The sequence below is a fragment of the Pseudidiomarina sp. WS423 genome (assembly GCF_050750165.1).
In the GTDB taxonomy this organism is placed as follows: Bacteria; Pseudomonadota; Gammaproteobacteria; order Enterobacterales; family Alteromonadaceae; genus Pseudidiomarina; species Pseudidiomarina fusca.
This window is the reverse complement of the sequence record NZ_JBOJLN010000001.1, coordinates 416,183-437,726: the sequence shown is the minus strand read 5'-3', so window position 1 is coordinate 437,726 and position 21,544 is coordinate 416,183. Positions and strand designations below refer to the sequence as shown.

Sequence of the window (21,544 nt, the reverse complement as noted above, 5' to 3'; positions counted from 1 at the left end):
CCCTGACTAGCGTCTAGCGGAGCGATCGGTCCGTCTAATTTGTACCACTAAGCCTAATTTAGGATGATCAAAGTAATGGGTTTCGTGACTAATCACTCGGCGTAACTGTTCTAAGCGGTAACTTCGTAAGAACCAATCACTAGTACTTTCAGTTGCTGTTAGCTGTTGCAGTGCCTGCTCAACTTGCGCACTCAATTGACGTTGATTGAAGCGCACTGCTTGGGGTTCGCGCAGCTCTAACTGGCTGTCGATATGTAAATAGTTGCCTACCAAATAAATATGAAGCAAGCCATCAAGCTCCCACACAGCTTCAGTGCGTTGGTTATCTGGCCGGGGCTGGCGTAATGGTGGCGGATTAGGCGTGCCCGTATCACTGTAATTTAATTGTAATTGTTGCTGGTTGGCTTGTTCTAGTAACCAGTTAAGTTCGGTGAATAATTGCTCGCTCGCCGGCGCAGTTGCTTCGCTGCCAGTCAGCGCAGCTTCAGGTTGCGATGGTAGGTCAGTAGCACTGACTATCGGTGGTAGTTGATAGCCCGAAGGTGCATACTCATGACCGTAATTTTTGCCACCAAACAGGCGTAGGCTGTAATTCTGATTACGAGTAAAGACCGGGGTACGGTAGGTAACATGGAGTAAAGGTGTTCCCACCCGCCGACGTTCTAGTTGCTCACGCATCTCAGTTAACTGATGTTGGCTTGCATCGAGCAAAAAGGGGCGCGTTGCCGTATTGATATCGCCGTTATAACCGCTGATCACCTTGGTTGGTGCCTGCGCTAGGCTGCGCAGCATCAGCTCGGGCTGATACCAAGGCCGGCGCTGCTCTAAATCTAATTCAGCTTGCTGGGCACACCAGAGGCTTGGAGCGCGAATCGCAGAGCTTTCAGCTTCAGTTCCAGCTTCAGGGCAAACGGGTAAATCGAACAAGAGCGCCCAAAAATTAGGTGCGTAGTAGCTACTTAACAAGTCATGCGTGGGGCGCAATTGGCGTGGTGCTAGCCACGGGAAGTTTTCACTGGTGTCAGCATCGAGGTGTTTAAAAACTAAAACTTCGACTTCAAACCAGCGCCAGCTTTCGGGGTCACTCAGTTTACTTTGGGCAACCGCAGTGGGAGCCAACATGCTACTGGTGATCATGACCGCCAACGGCACCAGCCATGCTGCTACTGAGCCTAAGAGTTTTGCTTGGGGGCGAAGTGAATGGCTGCTACTTAGCCTAGTTAAAAGCCTCATTCTGTGCCTCGTAATAATTGCTCCAACAGAGACTCTACCAGTTTCAACCGTGCTTGAGTATCTTCAGTTTTCATAAGAATGCGTAAACGATTAGGACCGTCTAGTTTATAGACATTCGGTTGGCTTTGGATAAGCTCAATCAATTGTGCTGGTTGTACCTTATTATCTGGGCCAAACTCTAAACTAATTCCCTGTTGACTGCCTTCTATTCTGCGCAGTCCCAGCAACGCAGCTTGGTGACGAATAGCGGTTACTCGTACTAAGTTTTTAACGGGTTCTGGCAGCAAACCAAAGCGGTCAATTAACTCAACTTGAATCTCATCTAACTCGCGTGGGCCGTTGGCGCTAGCAATACGCTTGTAAAGGCTTAATCGAATATTCACATCGCCAATATAATCTTCCGGCAGCAACGCAGGAACACGTAACTCAACCTCTGCTTGGGCTTTTAACAATTGCTCAAGTGCTGGTTCTTTACCATCACGCATGGCTTGCACGGCCTGCTCGAGCATCTCCATGTATAAGGTAAAGCCGATGCTTTCAATTTGGCCACTTTGCTCGTCACCTAATAATTCACCAGCGCCACGAATTTCTAAGTCGTGAGTAGCTAGCATAAAGCCAGCACCAAGATCTTCCAGCTGCGAAATAGCCTCTAAGCGTTTCAAGGCATCTTTGGTCATGCGTTTTGGATGCGGCGTTAACAAATAGGCATAAGCTTGATGATGGGAGCGCCCGACGCGGCCACGTAACTGGTGCATCTGCGCCAAGCCCAAATGATCAGCGCGGTCCATAATGATGGTATTGGCCGTAGGCACATCAATGCCTGTTTCAACAATGGTGGTACAAACCAAGACATTGAAACGCTGATGATAAAAATCAGACATGATACGTTCAAGTTCACGCTCACGCATCTGTCCATGCGCCACAGTGATGCGTGCTTCGGGCACTAATTCTGCCAATTCGCGTGCAGTTTTTTCAATGGTTTCAACATTGTTGTGGAGGAAATATACTTGGCCTCCGCGCAAAATTTCGCGTAACACAGCCTCACGAATAGTGGGTTCATCATACTCGCGTACGAAGGTCTTAACGGCCAAACGTTTGGCGGGTGGGGTCGCAATAATGGATAAATCTCGCACCCCATGCATGGCCATATTTAAAGTTCTTGGAATTGGCGTTGCGGTTAAGGTCAGAATATCAACATCAGCGCGTAAACGCTTAATCGCTTCTTTTTGGCGAACGCCGAAGCGATGTTCTTCATCGACAATCAGCAAGCCAAGATCGTGAAAGGCAACATCGGCGCTCAGTAATTTGTGAGTGCCAATCACCAAATCAATCTTACCAGCGGCGAGGTCTGCTAGGATTTGTTTGGTTTGTTTGCTGGTTTTAAAACGTGACAGTACTTCTACGCGGATGGGCCAATCAGCAAAGCGATCTTTAAAGTTCTCAAAATGTTGTTGTGCCAATAGGGTCGTAGGCACTAATACTGCCACTTGTTTGCCATCGTTTACCGCAACAAAAGCAGCGCGCATGGCTACTTCTGTTTTACCGAAACCTACATCGCCACACACCAGCCTATCCATAGCTCGGTTACTTTGCATGTCATCGAGCACGCCAGCGATGGCTTGTTGTTGATCGTCCGTTTCTTCAAATGGAAAGCTCGCCGCAAACCGGCGATAATCGTCTTGGTTAAGCTGAAAAGCATAGCCTGGCTTGGCTTCGCGTTTAGCATAAACATCCAGTAACTCAGCGGCCACATCACGAATTTTTTCTGCCGCTTTGCGTTTGGCTTTTTCCCACTGATCGTTGCCTAATTTGTGTAGTGGAGCTGACGCTTCTTCACCGCCGCTGTAACGGCTCAGAACATGGAGTGAGGCTACCGGAACATATAAAATGCTTTGTTGGGCATACTCAATAGTCACAAACTCGGTTGTGATACCACCAGCCTCGAGGGTTTTCAGCCCCTGATAACGACCTACACCATGATCAATGTGCACCACCGGTTGGCCGATACGTAACTCAGCTAAGTTACGCACCATATTCTCGGCGTTGATGCCAGTTTGTGACTCTTTGCGGCGACGCTGGCTAATGCGGTGCCCTAGCAACTCAGTTTCAGTAATAATGGCAAGTTGTTGGGCTGGGAGGAGAAACGAGTGTACGACCGGAGCAATGCTAATAGCTGTCTGCGCGCTGCCATCGACAAATTGTTGCAGATCATCTACTTCGGCGAGCGCCAACTTAAGTGGTGCCAATAATTCCCGTAAGCTTTCACGGCGACCTGCAGATTCAACTAAAAATAGCACGCGGTACTGTTGCTGCTGTAGCTGGGTGAGCTTGTTGCGTAAGTTTTGCAGCGGGTCTTTGAGCTGGTGATTAACTGCGATATCGGCAAGGGCTTCGGTAGCAAAGTGCTGCGGCCCCGGCTGAGCTTTATCGCTGGGTACCATGGCACGCACCCGCGGCAATTGCTTAAAGCCAGCATGTAGTTGATCGACCGTCATGAACACCTGATGCGGTGCCAACAGTGGACGCAAGGGATCATAGCGGCGTTGTTCATAACGTTGCTGAATGTCATGCCAGAGGCTGTCTAAACTGCCTTGGATATCACCAAAAGTGACCAGCAGGGCATTGTCCGGTAGATAATCAAATAAGGTCGCCATCTGCTCAAAAAACAGCGGCTGGTAATACTCGATACCGCCCGGAAAATGTTTATTAGAGACCTGGTAATACACTGAATCGCGCTCATTTGAGGCATTAAACAAGTCGCGGTAGCGAGCCCGAAACCCCTCAATTGCGGTCTCGTTAGTAGGAAACTCGTGAGCCGGCAGTAAATTGATTGCGTCTATTTCGGTTGCCGACAGTTGGGTATCTGGATCAAACAGTCGAATAGAATCTAATTCGTCGTCAAAAAAATCAAGCCGGTAGGGCTCATCGCAGCCCATCGGGAATAAATCAAGGAGCGAGCCGCGCACGCAAAATTCACCATGCTCCATGACTTGCGCCACGTGGCGGTATCCAGCCCGCTCTAGGCGTTGTCGTAGTTGGTGAATATCTAGCTGTTGCCCTTTGTTCAACTGCAATGCTTGACCGCTGACAAAATCTTTCGGTGCCACCCGGTGCAGCAAGGTATTGAGTGATACAATCAAAGCTCCGCGTTTGAGATCTGGCAATTGCGCGAGCACTTTGAGACGCTCAGAAATAATATCTTGGTGCGGTGAAAAGCTATCGTAAGGTAGGGTTTCCCAATCAGGAAACACCCACAGGTGTTCTCGCCAAGTTGGCGTAAAGTAGGCAATTTCTTGCTCGAGACGGTGCGCTTGTGGCGCATCCGGTGTCACTATTAAGACTGGACCGGGATGATTTTCAATGGTTTGGCCTAGGGCCATAGCAACGCTACTGCCATGTAACTCTTGCCAGGTAAGATCAATACTTGCTGAAGTTGGAGTAGGAGGGCTGAAAATTGATACCTGAGTCATGAATAAAATACGTCCGGATAGCCAACAATATAGGTTGTGATGAAGTATACCTGAACTTGCCGCTTGGATCAGTGGCGAGTTTTCTTTATGCTTGCAGCGCGTTAATTTTTAGGAACATGCATGGGCCAGTCAGCAGCAATATACCTTGGGCTTCGATATAGTCGTGCCAAGCACGGCAGTAAGTTCACTCGTTTTATTAATCGGTTTGCGTTTGCCGGAATTGTCGTGGGCGTCGCGGCACTCATCGTGGTGAGCTCGGTCATGAATGGTTTTGAACAGCAACTGAAACAACGTATTTTAGGTGTGGTGCCGCAACTCACAGTGAGCAGTGCTAATACTGCCGGCATCAGCGCAACCGACACTTTTATTCAGCAATTGCCAGCATTACCGGGCGAGCGCGCGAAAGTGCCCCAGGTAAGTAGTGCCGGGGTGGTGCAAAGTGGCGGTCAGCTGCGTCCGGTACTTATTCAAGGGTTATTTCCTGAGGTGGCTGGCGCCGCCGTGCAATGGCAACCGCTGCAACAGCACCTACAGTTTGGCGAGATAGAACGCCTGCAAGCAGGCGGTTATGGCGTTCTGATTGGTCAAGCCTTAGCGCAACAATTGGATGTCTGGCCCGGTGATAGTATCCGCGTGATTGCAGCCGCCGGCGGGGTTTACACACCCCTAGGCTTAATGCCAGCGCAACGGCAATTTACCATTGTTGGCATTGTAGCCATGCAATCAGAAGCCGATGGTCAGCTACTGGTGATGCACGGTAGCGATGCCGCACGGCTACTGCGTTTACCTGATTCACAGGTATCTAATGTGCGTTATTATTTCACCGATCCGTTTCAGGCGATTAGCGCTGCCGAATACTTGCAGCAGCAGTTGGGGCCTGACTTTAATGTGCGAAGCTGGCGCTCTCAATACGGTGAACTGTTTGATGCCGTAAACATGGAAAAACGCATGGTCGGCTTGATGCTTGGGCTGATTATCGCCGTCGCTGCGTTTAACATAGTGTCAGCGCTGATGATGCTCATTCAAGATAAGCAGACCGATATCGCTATTCTGCAAACCATGGGCATGCGCAAAAGTGGTATCTATCAGATGTTCCTCATGCAGGGCCTTACCAATGGCGTGATTGGCAGCCTGCTGGGGCTTACAGCGGGGGTATTGCTGGCTGGTAATTTAAACCAAGTGTTGAGTTTATTACAGGTAGATTTGAGTTTTACCGGGCAAGCCGGCTTACCTGTGCTAATGCAACCGGAGCAAATTGTCACGATAGTGCTGGCTGCGTTGTTATTGACCTTGTTAGCAACGTTATATCCAGCTTGGCGCGCTAGCCAAACTCAACCAGCACGGGCGTTAACCTATGAATAACCAAGCAGATACCGCAGCTGCGGCGCTTAGAGAGGAAGTACAGATGTTAATGGAATGCCGTCAAGTAAGTCGCCATTATCAAGATGGAGACCGGCAATTACAGGTGTTGCAAGAGGTAGACTTAAAGATAGCTGCCGGTGATATGCTGGCCATTGTGGGTAGCTCAGGGTCTGGTAAATCTACCTTATTGCATTGTATGGGCGGCCTCGATCAAGTGAGTTCGGGCGAGATCCTCTATAAAAACCAAGCCATTCAGCAGTGGTCGAGCGCGCAACTAGCCGATTGGCGCAATCAGCAATTGGGCTTTATTTACCAATTTCATCATTTGTTGCCAGAGTTTAATGCCCAAGAAAATGTGGCGATGCCACTGTTTATTGCTGGGGTGAAACGCGCAGAGGCACTCAAACAGGCTGCAGAATTGCTCGAACGAGTAGGGCTGCAGGCCCGTGCACGCCATCGTCCTAGCGAGCTATCGGGCGGTGAGCGCCAACGAGTAGCCATCGCGCGGGCGCTGGTGAATCGCCCCCAATTAGTCCTCGCTGATGAGCCCACAGGTAATTTGGATGATGCTACTGCAGCGAGTGTTTTTGCTTTGCTGCAACAGCTTAATCAAGAGCTGGCAACGGCTTTTGTGTTGGTCACACATGATCAAAGTTTGGCGGCACAATTGCCACGCACTCTCCATTTGCAGCATGGTAAATTGGTCACGGCCAGCGCTTATGCTGCAGCGCAGCGAGAGACAAACTGATGCGAGCTTGGCAGTTAGCTTGGTTATTGGCGCGACGTTTTCGTGGTAAGCGTGAGCGCAGTGGCTTCGTTAGTTTTATCTCGGCGTCTTCGACGTTAGGGATAGCCCTTGGCTGTATGGTGTTTATCACTGGTCTAAGCGTGATGAACGGCTTTGAAGAGGTGTTACAGAAGCGTTTTTTGAGCTTGGTACCGCAAGTTGAATTTAGTGCGGTTAAGGGACAGCTTAAAGACCCTCAAGGGATTATTGAGTTGGCGCTAGCTCACCCTCAGGTAGCAAGTGCGCGAGCCGTTATTCGTAGCCAAGCATTGATCCAGCAAGGCACCGAATTTGTCGGCGTGCAACTAGAAGGTATCGCTACGGAACAGCCCCATGCCATTGCGGATTACATGCCAGCTGCAACCTGGCAACAATTACAACAACAACCTCGTGGCGTCGTATTAGGTAGTCAACTAGCAGCTCGTTTAGACGTCCAAACAGGAGATAAATTAGCCTTGATGGTGGCTCAACAGGGCAGTTTCAAACAGCCTAAACGCCAAGCTTTAACCGTGGTGGGTACTTTTACCTTCGGTGGCCAAGTGGATCATCAATACGCCTATGTTGATTTAACTACTGCGCAAGCCCTGATGGGCTTCAGTGAGGGTGCGCAAGCGGTTGAATTAGCGGTGACGGATATTTTTGCGGTGCAGCAAATCGCCACGCAGTTAGGCTATCAGATTGATGATTATGTGTATCTTGACCACTGGATGCGCTCGCAAGGGCATTTGTATCGCGATATTCAATTGGTGCGCTTGGTGATGTATTTGGTGTTGGTGTTAGTGTTAGCGGTGGCCTGCTTTAATATCGTCTCAACTCTGGTGATGACGGTGCAAGAAAAACAGCGCCACATAGGTATTTTAAGGACCATGGGATTGCGCCGCGTACGCATCATGCAGGTATTCATTTGGCAAGGCCTACAAAATGGGGTGTTGGGGATTAGTCTGGGCGTGCTGGCAGGAATTGTTCTGACGAGTTCGTTGCCCTACGTGCTGCAGTGGTTTCAGCAGCTAACGGGGGATACCTTGCTGGCAAGTGACGTTTATTTTGTCACTAGTATTCCCGTGCAACTGCAAGGGTTAGATATTGTCCTCGTGGCCTTGGTTGCTTTGCTGATGAGTGGTTTAGCAACGCTTTATCCGGCTTGGCAAGCATCGCGCACAGACATCGTTAAAGCTATTAGCGCAACTTAGTCTTCGCGCTAAGGCAAACAAGTTAATCAGGATCGTTGGAATGATTCCGTTTGTCTTGTTTGTGCGTGCGCTCATGGGGACGCTGTGCGTGCGGTAAATGCTCAATTGCCCGCTCTTTGGCTGCCGCTAACATGCGTGCAGCTCTGGCGCGCCAAGCATTTACCACAGACTGTCGCCAGAGCAAACTGATACTGATATAACCGATAATACTGACCAACACAGCCACAATAAAGCAGCCCAACAAAAAGGCCGGGCCAATAGTTCCTATGCTTTGCGCCAGCCAGCTCCAGGATAATTCAAACGCAAACGGCTGATTGCCTTGATCCAAAACCCAAGCCCCAAGCAAGTAGCAAAAGTAAAACAACACGGGCATGGTGATTGGATTCGACACCCACACCAAAGCTACTGAAAGTGGTAAATTAACTCGCAATGGAATGGCCGCAGCAGCAGCTAGCAGCATTTGAAACGGCACCGGGATAAAGGCAAAGAATAAGCCCACTGCAAAAGCCCCGGCGGCGGAGCGTCGGTTTAAGTGCCAGAGGTTGGCATCATGCAGCAGACTTCCAAATATCTTCAAGCTACGACTATTACGAATAGACTCATGGCTTGGCATGATGCGTTGAATAAATTTCTTCGGCATTTTTTCTCGTTCAGACCTGTTGGGTCACCAACTAAGGTACAACATCCATGGATAGGTGGTTGTGCGCCGGGCTGTTTGGGTTTGCGTTAAGCTTTACTCTAGGCAAACCGATAGCATTCTGGCAATGGCTATTAGCCTCAACTTTAGTCGTAGTGGCTACATTCTATTGGCCTGCACAGCGCCGGCATAGCATCTTGTTAGGGTGCCTATTGTGCGGTATTGGGTGGGGCTCTGGCAATGCCTATTTCAGTCAAAACTGGCAAATACCCCCAAAGTGGCAGGGGCAACATGTAACCATAAACTTAGTGATTGAAGAGCTCCCACAACATGCTGAGGATTATTGGCGTTTGGCTGGAACGCTGACCGCGATTGATGGTGAAGCAGTACCATCAGCATGGCTACAACCGAGTGTAAAAGTGCGTTTGAATTGGTATGAACCTACTGCAGAGCGTCTGCCTCAAGCTGGAGAAACTTGGCAATTGCAAGTCAAGCTGAGGGCCCCGCAAGGAGTTCGCAATGAAGGTGGTTTTCTTTACCATCGTTATTTACTGAGCCAAGGTATTGTGGCGCTTGGCAGCATCAAGCAAGGCCACTATGTAGCTGGTAGAGCAAATTTACGACAACGCCTCTTTAATCGAATCGCACAGTTAGAGTTAAGCCAAGGGGGCATTTTAGCTGCATTGTTGGTAGGCGAGCGGCAACTTATTCCTACCGAGCAGTGGCAGGCTTATCAGCGCACCGGGTTAGCGCACTTGATTGCTATCTCAGGATTACATCTAAGTTTAGTTGCCGGTTTTGTGCTGCTTAGTGCCAAGCAACTGGGGCGGCGGCTGGGGCAGCAGCGCAGTAGGCGTGAACGCTTGAGCTTGGTGCTACCGAGTGCTTGGTTGGCCTTGTTAGTGGCGTTAGGCTATGCCTATTTGGCGGGGTTTGCTACCGCTACTACGCGCGCCTTTGCGATGTTGCTGGTGGTGTTATTACACAAACAAGCTGGCCTTTACACGCCGCCCTCGCGAGTGCTGTTGCGCGCGGTTGCGCTGGTATGTTTGGTGGAGCCATTAGCGCCATTGCAGCCAGGCTTTTGGTTATCGGTGCTGGCCGTTGCGAGTATTCTATTTATGCAGTGGCGCTGGCTGCCAGCTCAAGGTAAAGGTCGGGCAATCAGAATGCTCTGGCGGTTAGAGTGGGTGTTAACCTTGTTACTCTGGCCGCTTACTTTGGTCTGGTTTGGTGGTTTGCCGCTATTAGCTCCAGTAACAAACTTACTTTTGGTGCCTGTGTTCTCCTTGTGGGTGTTACCGTTAGCTTTACTGGCTCTGTTGGCGATGTTGCTACAACTTAGTTGGCTGAGCGAGTTGCTGTTGCGAATTGCGCAGTGGCCGATAGAGCTGGTTGAACCTGTACTCCTGTGGCTAGCACAGCAACCATGGCAATGGTTAGCAGCCGAACATTCCGCACCACTGGAACTCTTGTTAGTGGGGTTAGTCTGTTGGTTTTTACCGTTAGCTTGGTATTGGCGTTTAACCAGTCTAGCCGCACTGCTATTGGTGTTAGCTATCCAACAGCAGTTGGTGCAGTACCAACAGCATTTGTGGGTGCATGTATTGGATGTAGAGCAAGGCAGCGCTGTGGTTATCGAACGCCAAGGTTTTGCGCTCTTGGTGGACGTGGGCGCGCGCTGGCCTAGTGGTGGTGATATGGCAGAGCGGGTGCTACTGCCTTTTTTACAGCAGCGTAGATTAACCCCCGAACTGGCTTTTATCAGTCACACGGACAGTGATCATCGCGGCGGCAGCGCTACGGTCAAAGCTCGTTATCCGCAGGTGCGTTGGTTCGGCAGCAATGAAGGCAGTGCTTGTGTGGCTGGCCAACAGGGTGATTGGCGCGGTGTGCATTGGCAAGTACTGCACCCGCGCCAACTGTCGGATAATCAACACAACGATCAGTCCTGCGTGTTGAAAATATCCTACGGCGCATTACAGATGTTACTCCCTGGGGATATCTCCACCCGTGCCGAACGCCAATTGCTAGCCCAGCTAGCACCAGTAGAAGCCGAGGTACTGGTGTTGGCCCATCATGGCAGCAATAGCTCCAGTGAGAGCTACTTTTTGCAGGCGGTTAAACCAAGTATCAGTATCGCCAGTAGAGGCCGAAATAACGCCTATGGGATGGTTAGCCCAGCGGTAAAAGAGCGGTTGCAGCAGTTACAGATCCCGTTGCTAGATACGGCCATGGGTGGGCAGATAAGCATCTATGCAGATAGTCAGCAGTGGTATGTACAACAGCCCTATGCCGCAGCTGTCAGGCCATGGTTTGACGCAGACAACTAGCCAGTTACTAGGTAAAACGGTTAGAATGGCGCTAATCTATGGCTAAATGATGGCTAAACAGCATATTACATGAGCACAGAAACTATCCCAGACGCTGTTAAACAGCGCACTTTTAAGCGCTTGTTAGCGTACATAAAACCTTATCGTGCAGCCTTTGCACTGTCGATTTTTGGCATGTTAGGTTACGCGGCAGTTGATACTTTTTTCTTCTCCCAGATAGAAACCCTGATTGATGATGGTTTAACCGAACATAACCCTAAAATTTTGCTTTACGGTGCAATTTTTGTACCTTTGGTTTTTATAGGTCGTGGCTTATTTAACTTTATTTCGACCTACTTCTTGAATTGGGTAGGTTTTCGGGTTGTGACAACCATGCGGCAACAGCTGTTTGACCACATGGTGAAGTTACCCGTTAGCTTTCACGACAACCACTCAACCGGCGAACTGCTGTCCAAAATTACTTACACCTCACAACAAGTCGCTGAGGCTAGTAGCCGTGCGGTGCTTGTCTTGATCCGTGAAGGTGCCTTTGTGATCGGCTTGTTGAGCTTGATGTTCTATCATAGCTGGCAGCTTAGTTTAGTATTTTTGGTGGTGGGACCGCTTATTGCTAAAGTGGTGTCCGTGGTTTCTAAACGTTTTCGGCAAGTATCGCGCCGTATTCAAACGGCGATGGGCAATGTCACCACCACGGCAGAACAGATGCTAAATGGGCATAAAGTGGTGGTGATGTACGAAGGCCAAAAACGCGAATCTAAACGCTTCAGTGATATTAATAATGTCACTCGTAATCAAAATATGAAGCTGGTCACCTCGCAATCTCTAAGCACCTCGGTGATTCAGCTGATCGCCTCTTTTAGTTTGTCGATGGTGTTGGTGTTGGCCAGCTTTCCAGAGATGCTCACAGAGCTCTCGGCAGGTGCCTTTACTACTTTGTTAACGTCGATGATCATGCTACTGCGTCCGCTCAAACAATTAACCACTGTCAATAGTGATTTTCAACGAGGCATTGCTGCGGCGCAGAGTATCTTTGAAGTATTAGATGAGCGTCCAGAGCAAGATACCGGCAAGTTGGTGATAGAGCGAGCGCAAGGCAATATTCGTTTTGACGATGTACAGTTTGCATATGGCGATAGCGATGCGCCGGCCTTGGATCACGTTAGCTTTGAAGTGACGGCGGGTAAAACCTTGGCCCTGGTAGGGCGTTCGGGCAGTGGTAAATCGACCATCTCGAACTTGCTGACACGTTTCTATACCCCGCAAGGGGGTAGGATCTTGCTTGATGGCGTGGATATTTACGACTACAAACTCAAATGTTTGCGGCGTCAGTTTGCGTTGGTATCTCAGCATGTGACTTTGTTTAACGATACCATCGCCAATAACATTGCCTATGGTGCGCGTAGTGAAGTAACCCCAGAACGTATCCGCGAAGTAGCAGAACAAGCCTTTATCACCGAATTTACGGATAACTTGCCACTTGGGTTAGATACCATGGTTGGTGAGAATGGGGTGATGTTATCTGGTGGTCAGCGTCAACGGATCGCTATAGCCCGCGCTTTGTTGCGTGATGCTCCGATTTTAATTTTAGATGAGGCGACATCGGCGTTGGATACTGAATCAGAACGACACATCCAAAAAGCACTGAGCCGGTTACAGCAGAATCGTACCTCGATCGTGATTGCACATCGGCTATCAACCATCGAAAATGCCGATGAGATTTTAGTGATGGAAGACGGCAAAGTTCTAGAGCGTGGCAGCCATGCCGAGCTTATTGAACGTCAAGGCGCTTATTATCAATTGCACAGCCTGCAGTTTAATGGAGGCGAGTTGTAATGGCGTTGCAGCGGGCCTGGTACCGGCCCCGCTTAACTTGGTGGCTCGTTTTGCTGCTGCCGTTACAGGCCTTATTTGTGCTTCTGAGTAACCTGCGCCGGTGGAGTTATAAAATTGGCTTAAAGCGCGCTTATCGAGCGCCAGTTCCAGTCATTGTGGTAGGTAATATTAGTGTCGGTGGCACGGGTAAAACGCCCGTCACCCAAGCGCTAATTGCCTGGCTAAAAGCCCAAGGCTGGCAGCCCGCTATCATTTCACGCGGGTACGGCGGGCAGGGGCCGTTTCCCTTATTGCTCGATAGCACTATCGACCCCGCCATTAACGCGCGTCATAGTGGTGATGAGCCTTGGTTATTAGCGCAGCGCTGCCAGGTACCGGTAGCCGTTGGCAGCAACCGTGAGCAGAGTATCAAGCTGTTACTTCAACAGCATCCCCAGATTAATCTTATTGTCAGCGATGATGGCTTGCAGCATTACGCCTTAGCTCGTGATCTTGAGCTGGCTGTGATTGATGCTGAGCGCGGCCTTGGCAATGGTTGGCGCTTACCCATGGGGCCGTTACGGGAGCCGCAGCACCGCTTACAACAGGTAGATTTAGTGGTGCAGAATGGCACGGGTGAACGCAGTTGGGGCTGGCAGTTTAGCTTGCAAGCTGGCAGGTGGCATCAAGTAGCAAGTCAGCAGCCGATGCCATTACCTCCCCCGCCTTATGTGGCTGTGGCTGGTATTGGTCATCCGCAACGCTTTTTTGCCACTTTAAAGCAGCTTCGTATCGAGCCGGCAGCTTGCTATCCTTTTGCCGACCATTATGCTTATCAAGCCAGCGACTTTGCGTCCATGCCAGCTGACCATACGGTTTTAATGACGGAAAAAGATGCCGCTAAATGCCGCTCTTTCGCCCCTGAGAACTGGTATTATTTGCCGGTGCAAGCGCACTTTGAACAAGATTTTTGGCTGCAATTGCAACAGCTGCTAGCGCCTCTAGCAGCCCAACAGCAAGTCGCCCTATCAACGGAAGCGAATGGATAGTTTGCAGGTTTTTGAGGAGTAGAGAATGGCTGTAGATAATAAAACATTAGCAATCTTGGCTTGCCCCTTATGTAAGGGGCGCTTGGTTTGGCATGCGCCAAGCCGAGAATTGATTTGCCGTGGTGATAAATTAGCATTTCCTATTCGTAACGATATTCCCATGCTGTTGACGACCGCAGCACGTGAATTAACAGCGACTGATTTGGAGCAACTTCCCTCATGAGCTTTACAGTGATTATTCCGGCGCGGTATGCCTCCACTAGGTTACCGGGTAAGCCGTTGGCGATGATTGGTAATAAATCGATGATTCAGCGGGTGTATGAGCGCGCTGCAGCAGCCGGTGCTGCGGAAGTGATTGTTGCCACCGATGATCAGCGTATCGTGGATGCGGTTGAGGCATTTGGTGGGCGCGCTATGTTAACCTCAAGTGCCCACAACTCGGGCACTGAGCGCATTGCTGAAGTGATCGAATATTTAGCGATTGCGGATGATCATGTGGTGGTTAATGTGCAAGGTGATGAGCCTTTTATACCGCCTGAGATAATCCGCCAAGTAGCAGACAATCTAGCCAATCAAAAGCAAGCACAGATGGCGACGTTAGCCGTGCCTATTCATAATTTAGAAGAAGTCACCAGCTCTCATGCAGTAAAGGTGGTCACTGATGTGAACGGCTATGCCTTGTACTTTAGTCGGGCGCCAATTCCTTACGAGCGCGATGGTTTATGCCGCGCACGCTTAGGTGAGCTTGCCGACTATCGTCGCCATATTGGCATTTATGCCTACCGGGCAGGTTTTGTTTGGCGTTATGTTGAGTGGGAGCCAAGCCCGCTTGAGCAAATCGAGTCGTTAGAGCAATTACGAGTGCTTTGGTACGGTGAACGCATTCATGTTGCGGAAGCCATTGCGTCGCCGCCGGCTGGTATTGATACACCAGCCGACCTAGCACGAGCTAATCAGGAAGTAACTGACTAACTTTTATCTGCGCGTGCTGGCACAACCGCTGCCAGCGCGCTCGCATACCTATCAAACGGGCATAGGCGTAAGGTACCAAGAACAAACTGGTGAGAGTCGAGAAGACCAAACCACCTATTATGGCAATCGCCATAGGTGCATAAGGAGGACCATCGCCACCAATTTGAGTGGTGCCGAAGGCTAACGGCAACAAACCTAATACCGTGGTTGAAACCGTCATTAATATGGGCCGCAAGCGGCTGACACTTCCCTCAATGATGGCTTCTTGCAGGCTTGCTCCGCTAGCCAGTAATTGGTTGATGCGGTCGACTAAGACAATGCCATTATTCACCACAATTCCCATCAGGATCAAAATCCCGATCATGGCCATCACGGAAATCGACTGTCCGGTGATGAGTAGCGCCCAAAACACCCCAACAATAGAGAATAAGAGCGAGGTTATGACCGCTGTCGGGAGCAGGATTGACTCGAACAACGCAGCCATAACAATGTAGATCAGAGCCACGGCAAGTAGGGTATTCACCAGCATAACGCTTTCGTTTTCACGTTGCCGTTCAAAGCTACCATCTAAACTCCACAAATAACCCTGCGGTAACTGCAACTGACTCAGAGCCGCGGTGATTTCATCACGTGCTTCGTTGGTGGTAAGGTCGGTTAGGTTAGCATCAATCGTTAATGACGTACTAGGTTGCCGGGTTTAACGTAACGAAAAGCAATGTAGCCACTGATAGGTGCTCGAATCTCGGTTTCTGCGAGATTTAATGCTGCCATGTCGTATTTCGCTTGTAATATCTCGGCTTGAAAGCGCAATTTGTCATACGCATCGGCGCTGATCATGTCGCGCTCAGCCATATCCTTTACACGTTTTAATTCTTGCTTAGTGGAGTTTAGCTCGGCGCGAGCTTGGGCAACCTGTATTCGATATTCGTCGTCACGCATGTGAGCGAGTAATTGTCCAGCTTCAACATAATCACCTTCCTCAACCAAAATCGTTTCAATAATGCCCGTGGCTTTACTGGTGACATCAGCTTCATCGCGCGCTTCAAGAGTTGCTGTCGATTTAAAACTTGAGGTTATTTCACCAGCCATAACCGTCTGAGTGGCAACTGGAATACGTGCCACCTGAGTTTGTTGTATGTCTACAGCGCTTTCGTTATTAGCGCCGGCATCGCTACAGGCACTGATAGGTAGTGCTAGCATTGAGAGCAAGGCTACTGCGGCAAATCGATTAGTATTTCTGTAGGTGTTCATCATCTTGTCCCGATTGAATGCGTTAATCACTCGTTATTATTAGATATTGGTTTTCGGTCAGTAGGTGTTGGTGTAATGACCAGATATGAAGACAGATGCATAGAACGTGCCAATTTTATCACTAGCGTTTAAAAAATTGGCTTAACCCTTTGTTTTAAAGGTTTTATACAGGTGCCTCGATGGTTTAGATGAAGACGAGACAGAAAAGGTTTATTGAAGAGAAAACAAAAAAAAGCACTCCGAAGAGTGCTTTTCACTAAAAAGTGGCGATTCCCACTGAGATGTTAGCGTTTCAGTGGTTTAAAATCGCGTTGTGCTGAACCTGTGTATAATTGACGTGGACGTCCAATCTTCTGATTCGCTTCACCCATCATTTCGTGCCAGTGTGAAATCCAACCGACAGTTCGCGATAAGGCAAAAATAACCGTAAACATATTAGTAGGAATACCAATAGCTTTCAGGATGATACCTGAGTAGAAGTCTACGTTCGGGTACAGTTTCTTCTCAACAAAGTACGGGTCTTCAAGAGCAATACGCTCAAGTTCCATAGCGACATCTAACAATGGATCTTGGATGTTTAACTCTTTGAGTACTTCGTGGGCACTTTCACGCATGACGGTAGCACGTGGGTCAAAGTTCTTGTAAACGCGGTGACCAAAGCCCATCAGACGGAACGGATCGTTCTTATCTTTGGCTTTTTCAACGTACTTAGGAATGTTTTCAACAGAACCAATCTCACTCAACATACGCAAGCAAGCTTCGTTGGCACCACCATGAGCTGGTCCCCACAAAGATGCGACACCCGCGGCAATACAAGCGTACGGGTTAGCGCCTGAAGAGCCGGCTAAACGTACGGTTGAGGTTGAAGCGTTTTGCTCATGATCCGCATGCAAAGTGAAAATGCGATCCATAGCTTTGGCGATGGTCGGGCTGATTTTGTAATCTTCAGCCGGTACTGAGAACATCATATTCAAGAAGTTTTCAGCATAGCTCAGGTCGTTACGAGGGTACACGAACGGTTGGCCGATGCTAAATTTATAGGCCATCGCAGCAATCGTCGGCATTTTAGCGACCAAGCGATAGCCACTACGTAAGCGCGCTTGCTCGTCGTGAATATCGAGATCAGCATGATAAAACGAAGATAAAGCTCCGGTAACGGCACATAGCATAGCCATAGGGTGCGCATCACGACGGAAGCCGTTAAAGAAATTATGCAAACCTTGGTGAACCATGGTGTGCTTGGTGATGGTTTGCTTAAACGCATCATATTCTTCACGCGTTGGTGCTTCACCGTGCAGCAACATGTAACACACTTCGAGATAGTCCGCTTGAGTCGCTAGCTGATCAATAGGATATCCGCGATGCAGAAGAATGCCTTGCTCACCATCAATGTAGGTGATCTTTGATTCACAAGATCCTGTTGCTAGGAAGCCCGGGTCGAAGGTGAAAAAACCATGCTTGCCTAAAGTACGCACGTCAATTACATCATAGCCGGCTGTACCAGATAAAACTGGCAATTCAATGGATTGGCCGTCAATCTGCAGGGTGGCTTTACGATCAGCCATAAGGAAATCTCCTTGTTTAAGTCTGCTTCATCACTAAAAAGGGCGATAGAATTTACTAGATCTTAACCCTCCGTGTCAATTCAAACAGTTGTTTGAACCACATCTTTGTATTGATTTAGGTCAACACTGAGTGTCTTGCTAGGCAACACAACCGAGTATGATTACGCAACTGTGTGACAGTTAGATTATCGCCCATTAACTTTTTCGGTGCTAGCGGTGATCGATGCACCGGGTTTGTTAGTTTGCTTGCAGTTGGCAAGAGCGTCAACTGGGATCAGCCAAACGATGACAAAAAAATCCAACTGCTGTTATACGCTCATCCCTGTGCGAGCGGTATACTACTAAGGTCGGATTGTCATTTAGTGCTGGATTTTATTGTCTTGATCTAATCTGAATTAATTTGCGTTTTTAAGCAGAAAGCCGCTGTTTGATAATTGTAATTAAGTGTTATGGCTTATATACTTTGGCGGCGATCTCACAGGGTCCTCTAGTCAATGCTCGATTATGAGGATGTTTGAAGTTCCGAGCATGTTATCAATGCTTTTCTGTAAGGCACAACAATCGTGAAAAAACAAAGACCTGTAAATTTAGAACTAAGTACTATTAGATTTCCTGCTGCGGCAATCAGTTCCATTCTCCATCGCGTGTCTGGTGTTATCATGCTAGGCGGTGTTGGCTTTTTGGTCTGGGCGCTAGCTACATCATTGCAATCAGCTGAAGGCTTTGCGCTCGTGCAAGACCTGCTTACCGGCTTCGTTGCTAAGTTTATTGCTTGGGGTATTTTAACCGCCTTGGGGTATCACTTGTTAGCAGGTGTACGTCACATGGTTATGGACCTTGGTCACTGGGAAGAGCTTGATTCAGGCCGCATCAGTGCACAAGCCGTATTCGTTTTAGCAATCCTTGTTTCAATACTGGTAGGGGTGTGGTTATGGTAAAAGCAGCTTCAACCTTCGGCCGTTCAGGCAGCCACGATTTTATTTTAATTCGTGCATCCGCCATCATCATGGCGTTATACACCATCTTTATGGTGAGCTTCCTGGTGTCAGCCGACACGTTAACGTATGCAACTTGGACTAACTTATTCGCTAACCTAGGTATGAAGATCTTTACCATGTTGGCCTTAACCGCGGTGTTAATTCACGGCTGGATTGGGATATTCCAAGTTTTAACTGACTACGTTAAAAACACCGGCTTACGAGCTTTTCTTCAATATGTGGTATGTGTTGCACTTATCGTTTACTGGTTAGCCGGTTTATTGGTAGTGTGGCCAGTGGAGGGTGTCTAAGTGAGCGTACAAACACTCGAATTTGATGCCGTAGTAATCGGCGCTGGCGGCGCAGGTATGCGCGCTGCTTTACAAATTTCTCAAGCGGGCATGACCTGTGCCTTGATGTCTAAAGTATTCCCAACTCGTTCGCACACAGTTTCAGCGCAAGGTGGTATCACCGTAGCGTTAGGAAATGCGCACGAAGATAACTGGGAATGGCACATGTTTGATACCGTGAAAGGCTCAGACTATATTGGTGACCAAGACGCGATCGAATACATGTGTAAAACAGGTCCGGAAGCCATTTTGGAACTAGAAAACATGGGCTTGCCTTTCTCACGTTTCGAGAATGGTAAAGTTTATCAGCGTCCATTCGGTGGTCAATCAAAAGCCTTTGGTGGCGAGCAGGCAGCGCGTACTGCAGCTGCTGCCGACCGTACCGGTCACGCCTTATTGCATTTGCTTTATCAGCAAAACGTCAAAAATAAAACCACCGTTTTTTCTGAGTGGTATGCACTAGATTTAGTTAAAAACGAAGACGGTGCCATTGTTGGGGTGACCACCCTGAACATCGAAACTGGCGAAATCTTCTACGTTAAAGCGAAAGCTGTGGTGTTAGCAACGGGTGGTGCGGGTCGTATTTACGCATCAACCACCAATGCTCACATCAATACCGGTGACGGTGTAGGTATGGCATTACGCGCTGGCGTACCAGTGCAAGATATGGAAATGTGGCAGTTCCACCCAACTGGTATTGCCGGTGCCGGTACCTTAGTAACTGAAGGTTGCCGCGGCGAAGGTGGTTACTTGTTGAACAAAGATGGCGAGCGCTTTATGGAGCGTTATGCTCCGAATGCTAAAGATTTAGCATCGCGTGACGTGGTAGCTCGTTCAATGATGACGGAAATTCGTGAAGGCCGTGGTTGCGATGGTCCATTAGGGCCACACTTGAAACTGAAACTAGACCACTTAGGTCGTGATGTTTTAGAAAGCCGCTTACCAGGCGTGTGCGATTTGGCTAAAACCTTTGCTCACGTTGATCCAGCCGAAGAGCCGATTCCAGTTATCCCAACCTGTCATTACATGATGGGCGGTATTCCTACCGATGTTAACGGTCAAGCATTGCAGATCGACGACCAAGGCAACCCTACGCCAATTCACGGCTTATTTGCCTGTGGTGAGATTGCGTGCGTATCGGTGCACGGTGCTAACCGTCTTGGTGGTAACTCGTTGTTAGACTTGGTGGTATTTGGTCGTGCAACAGGCTTACATTTGGCCGAGGCAATGGCATCATTGGGCGATGCGAAAGAAGCTCGTCAGGATGATATCGATGCTGCGTTGGCACGTGTTCGTCGTTGGGAAAACAACAAAGATGGCGAAGATCCGGTTCAAATTAAGAAAGATTTGCAGCGTTGCATGCAGTTAAACTTCTCGGTATTCCGTGAAGGGAAAGCGATGGCTGAAGGCTTAGAAGAGTTGAAACAGATTCGTGAGCGGCTGAAAAATGCACGTCTTGACGATACCAGTAAAGAATTCAACACCCAGCGCATTGAGTGCTTAGAGTTGGATAACTTAATGGAAACTGCCTATTCAACCGCAGTAGCAGCTAACTTCCGTACGGAAAGCCGTGGTGCGCATAGCCGTGCTGACTTCCCAGATCGCGATGATGACAACTGGTTGGTACATACCGTGTATCGCCCACAAGATGAATCTATTGTGAAGCGCGAAGTTAACATGCAGCCTAAGCTGCGCGAAGCATTCCCGCCGAAAGCGCGGACTTACTAAGGTTAGGTGAAACGATGAAGACGTTGAATATTTCAGTGTATCGTTACAACCCGGACGTTGATAACGCCCCGTACATGAAGGATTACTCCATTGAAGTGGAAGCTAATCGCGACATGATGGTGTTGGATTTATTATTGTTGCTGAAAGAGCAAGATCCAACGTTGGCGTTCCGTCGTTCATGCCGTGAAGGTGTATGTGGTTCTGACGGCCTCAACATGAATGGTAAAAACGGATTGGCTTGTATCACGCCATTGTCAGCTCTTAAAGGTGGCAACAAGAAAATCGTGATTCGTCCATTACCGGGCTTACCAGTGATTCGTGACTTGATTGTAGATATGAGCCAGTTCTACGCTCAATATGAGAAGATTAAGCCTTATCTGATCAATGATGACAAAACTCCACCAGCGCGTGAGCGTCTGCAAACGATTGAAGAACGTGCGAAATTAGACGGTCTGTACGAGTGCATCTTGTGTGCATGTTGCTCAACCTCTTGTCCGTCGTTCTGGTGGAATCCAGATAAGTTTATCGGTCCTGCTGGCTTGTTACATGCCTATCGGTTCTTGATTGATAGTCGTGATACTGCCACCGAGCAGCGTCTTGATGAGTTAGATGATGCCTTCAGCGTATTCCGCTGCCATGGCATTATGAACTGTGTCAATGTATGCCCGAAAGGGTTGAACCCAACCAAGGCTATTGGACACATCAAATCCATGCTATTGAATCGTGCGATTTAACCATTTCGCATAGATTTGCTATAGTTGTGGCCGAGCTGTATCGAAATAGCCATCCAGCTTGGGTGGCTATTTTTTTGTAAAACGAGTGTGAAGG

The 21,544-nt window shown here is 48.9% G+C and carries 16 protein-coding genes and 2 pseudogenes; 12 read left to right on the top strand and 6 right to left on the bottom strand.

All coding sequences use genetic code 11. The annotated features are described in order from the left end of the window. Nucleotides 1-6: 6 nt before the first annotated feature. Entirely contained in the window at nt 7-1,233 is a 1,227-nt protein-coding gene (locus ACQ661_RS02070) for a CsiV family protein (RefSeq protein WP_431667453.1), read from the bottom strand. After that, on the bottom strand, nt 1,230-4,703 hold the full coding sequence (gene mfd / locus ACQ661_RS02065) for a transcription-repair coupling factor (RefSeq protein ID WP_431667452.1): 3,474 nt from the start codon (nt 4,701-4,703) through the stop codon (nt 1,230-1,232). Before mfd ends, ACQ661_RS02070 begins: the two co-directional genes overlap by 4 nt. Nucleotides 4,704-4,823: 120 nt before the next feature. Here mfd and ACQ661_RS02060 point away from each other — a divergent pair, with 120 nt between their 5' ends. Genes ACQ661_RS02060 through ACQ661_RS02050 form a run of 3 tightly spaced genes read left to right on the top strand, consistent with a single transcriptional unit; the run spans nt 4,824 to nt 8,042 of the window. After that, nucleotides 4,824-6,065 (top strand): lipoprotein-releasing ABC transporter permease subunit, encoded by a 1,242-nt coding sequence (locus ACQ661_RS02060; protein ID WP_431667451.1) that lies wholly within the window; start codon nt 4,824-4,826, stop codon nt 6,063-6,065. Beyond that, a complete protein-coding gene (gene lolD, locus ACQ661_RS02055) occupies nt 6,058-6,813 on the top strand; it encodes a lipoprotein-releasing ABC transporter ATP-binding protein LolD (protein WP_313932164.1) in 756 nt (251 codons plus the stop codon). The genes ACQ661_RS02060 and lolD overlap by 8 nt, the downstream gene beginning before the upstream one ends. Beyond that, the gene (locus ACQ661_RS02050; protein ID WP_431667450.1) at nt 6,813-8,042 is read left to right on the top strand and encodes a lipoprotein-releasing ABC transporter permease subunit; all 1,230 of its coding nucleotides are present in this window, start codon (nt 6,813-6,815) and stop codon (nt 8,040-8,042) included. Before lolD ends, ACQ661_RS02050 begins: the two co-directional genes overlap by 1 nt. A gap of 142 nt (nt 8,043-8,184) precedes the next feature. Here the strand turns inward: ACQ661_RS02050 and ACQ661_RS02045 are convergent. Next, a pseudogene (locus ACQ661_RS02045) lies at nt 8,185-8,682 on the bottom strand (DUF2062 domain-containing protein); the annotation flags it as partial. Nucleotides 8,683-8,729: 47 nt separating this feature from the next. Between ACQ661_RS02045 and ACQ661_RS02040 the strand changes: the two are divergent. The 5 genes from ACQ661_RS02040 to kdsB all read left to right on the top strand — a co-directional run bounded on the left by ACQ661_RS02040 (nt 8,730) and on the right by kdsB (nt 14,845). Next, the gene (locus ACQ661_RS02040; protein ID WP_431667449.1) at nt 8,730-11,012 is read left to right on the top strand and encodes a DNA internalization-related competence protein ComEC/Rec2; all 2,283 of its coding nucleotides are present in this window, start codon (nt 8,730-8,732) and stop codon (nt 11,010-11,012) included. Between the two features lie 69 nt (nt 11,013-11,081). Beyond that, nucleotides 11,082-12,845: a lipid A export permease/ATP-binding protein MsbA gene (gene msbA, locus ACQ661_RS02035; protein WP_110075357.1), complete on the top strand. Its 1,764-nt coding sequence runs from the start codon at nt 11,082-11,084 to the stop codon at nt 12,843-12,845. Beyond that, on the top strand, nt 12,845-13,873 hold the full coding sequence (gene lpxK / locus ACQ661_RS02030; protein WP_153826032.1) for a tetraacyldisaccharide 4'-kinase: 1,029 nt from the start codon (nt 12,845-12,847) through the stop codon (nt 13,871-13,873). The genes msbA and lpxK overlap by 1 nt, the downstream gene beginning before the upstream one ends. Nucleotides 13,874-13,898: 25 nt before the next feature. Then, a complete protein-coding gene (locus tag ACQ661_RS02025) occupies nt 13,899-14,096 on the top strand; it encodes a Trm112 family protein (RefSeq protein ID WP_153826033.1) in 198 nt (65 codons plus the stop codon). Continuing rightward, the gene (gene kdsB, locus ACQ661_RS02020) at nt 14,093-14,845 is read left to right on the top strand and encodes a 3-deoxy-manno-octulosonate cytidylyltransferase (protein WP_153826034.1); all 753 of its coding nucleotides are present in this window, start codon (nt 14,093-14,095) and stop codon (nt 14,843-14,845) included. Before ACQ661_RS02025 ends, kdsB begins: the two co-directional genes overlap by 4 nt. Here the strand turns inward: kdsB and ACQ661_RS02015 are convergent. From ACQ661_RS02015 to ACQ661_RS02005, 3 genes and pseudogenes are all read right to left on the bottom strand, one after another. Beyond that, a pseudogene (locus ACQ661_RS02015) lies at nt 14,823-15,527 on the bottom strand (efflux RND transporter permease subunit); the annotation flags it as partial. The gene kdsB and the pseudogene ACQ661_RS02015 overlap by 23 nt on opposite strands. Beyond that, nucleotides 15,518-15,934, bottom strand: coding sequence for an efflux RND transporter periplasmic adaptor subunit (locus tag ACQ661_RS02010; protein WP_431667573.1), 417 nt, complete (start codon nt 15,932-15,934; stop codon nt 15,518-15,520). The pseudogene ACQ661_RS02015 and the gene ACQ661_RS02010, both read right to left, overlap by 10 nt. A gap of 446 nt (nt 15,935-16,380) precedes the next feature. Further along, nucleotides 16,381-17,661, bottom strand: coding sequence for a citrate synthase (locus ACQ661_RS02005; RefSeq protein WP_110075343.1), 1,281 nt, complete (start codon nt 17,659-17,661; stop codon nt 16,381-16,383). A 563-nt stretch (nt 17,662-18,224) separates the two neighbouring features. Between ACQ661_RS02005 and sdhC the strand changes: the two genes are divergently transcribed. The 4 genes from sdhC to ACQ661_RS01985 are packed head-to-tail and all read left to right on the top strand — an operon-like array spanning nt 18,225 to nt 21,450. Next, nucleotides 18,225-18,599 (top strand): succinate dehydrogenase, cytochrome b556 subunit, encoded by a 375-nt coding sequence (gene sdhC, locus ACQ661_RS02000; protein WP_162014490.1) that lies wholly within the window; start codon nt 18,225-18,227, stop codon nt 18,597-18,599. Then, nucleotides 18,593-18,949, top strand: coding sequence for a succinate dehydrogenase, hydrophobic membrane anchor protein (sdhD, locus tag ACQ661_RS01995; protein ID WP_110075341.1), 357 nt, complete (start codon nt 18,593-18,595; stop codon nt 18,947-18,949). Before sdhC ends, sdhD begins: the two co-directional genes overlap by 7 nt. Continuing rightward, nucleotides 18,950-20,716, top strand: coding sequence for a succinate dehydrogenase flavoprotein subunit (sdhA, locus tag ACQ661_RS01990; RefSeq protein WP_162014491.1), 1,767 nt, complete (start codon nt 18,950-18,952; stop codon nt 20,714-20,716). Nucleotides 20,717-20,730: 14 nt separating this feature from the next. After that, nucleotides 20,731-21,450: a succinate dehydrogenase iron-sulfur subunit gene (locus ACQ661_RS01985; protein ID WP_431667448.1), complete on the top strand. Its 720-nt coding sequence runs from the start codon at nt 20,731-20,733 to the stop codon at nt 21,448-21,450. The last annotated feature ends 94 nt before the right edge of the window (nt 21,451-21,544 follow it).

What these genes read in the sequence shown, in the direction of transcription:
- ACQ661_RS01985 (WP_431667448.1), top strand. Translation starts at nt 20,731, where the DNA reads ATGAAGACGTTGAATATTTCAGTGTATCGTTACAACCCGGACGTTGAT.
- ACQ661_RS02005 (WP_110075343.1), bottom strand. Translation starts at nt 17,661, where the DNA reads ATGGCTGATCGTAAAGCCACCCTGCAGATTGACGGCCAATCCATTGAA.
- mfd (WP_431667452.1), bottom strand. Translation starts at nt 4,703, where the DNA reads ATGACTCAGGTATCAATTTTCAGCCCTCCTACTCCAACTTCAGCAAGT.
- ACQ661_RS02060 (WP_431667451.1), top strand. Translation starts at nt 4,824, where the DNA reads ATGGGCCAGTCAGCAGCAATATACCTTGGGCTTCGATATAGTCGTGCC.
- msbA (WP_110075357.1), top strand. Translation starts at nt 11,082, where the DNA reads ATGAGCACAGAAACTATCCCAGACGCTGTTAAACAGCGCACTTTTAAG.
- ACQ661_RS02025 (WP_153826033.1), top strand. Translation starts at nt 13,899, where the DNA reads ATGGCTGTAGATAATAAAACATTAGCAATCTTGGCTTGCCCCTTATGT.
- lpxK (WP_153826032.1), top strand. Translation starts at nt 12,845, where the DNA reads ATGGCGTTGCAGCGGGCCTGGTACCGGCCCCGCTTAACTTGGTGGCTC.
- ACQ661_RS02040 (WP_431667449.1), top strand. Translation starts at nt 8,730, where the DNA reads ATGGATAGGTGGTTGTGCGCCGGGCTGTTTGGGTTTGCGTTAAGCTTT.
- sdhD (WP_110075341.1), top strand. Translation starts at nt 18,593, where the DNA reads ATGGTAAAAGCAGCTTCAACCTTCGGCCGTTCAGGCAGCCACGATTTT.
- ACQ661_RS02070 (WP_431667453.1), bottom strand. Translation starts at nt 1,233, where the DNA reads ATGAGGCTTTTAACTAGGCTAAGTAGCAGCCATTCACTTCGCCCCCAA.
- kdsB (WP_153826034.1), top strand. Translation starts at nt 14,093, where the DNA reads ATGAGCTTTACAGTGATTATTCCGGCGCGGTATGCCTCCACTAGGTTA.
- lolD (WP_313932164.1), top strand. Translation starts at nt 6,058, where the DNA reads ATGAATAACCAAGCAGATACCGCAGCTGCGGCGCTTAGAGAGGAAGTA.
- ACQ661_RS02010 (WP_431667573.1), bottom strand. Translation starts at nt 15,934, where the DNA reads ATGGCTGGTGAAATAACCTCAAGTTTTAAATCGACAGCAACTCTTGAA.
- ACQ661_RS02050 (WP_431667450.1), top strand. Translation starts at nt 6,813, where the DNA reads ATGCGAGCTTGGCAGTTAGCTTGGTTATTGGCGCGACGTTTTCGTGGT.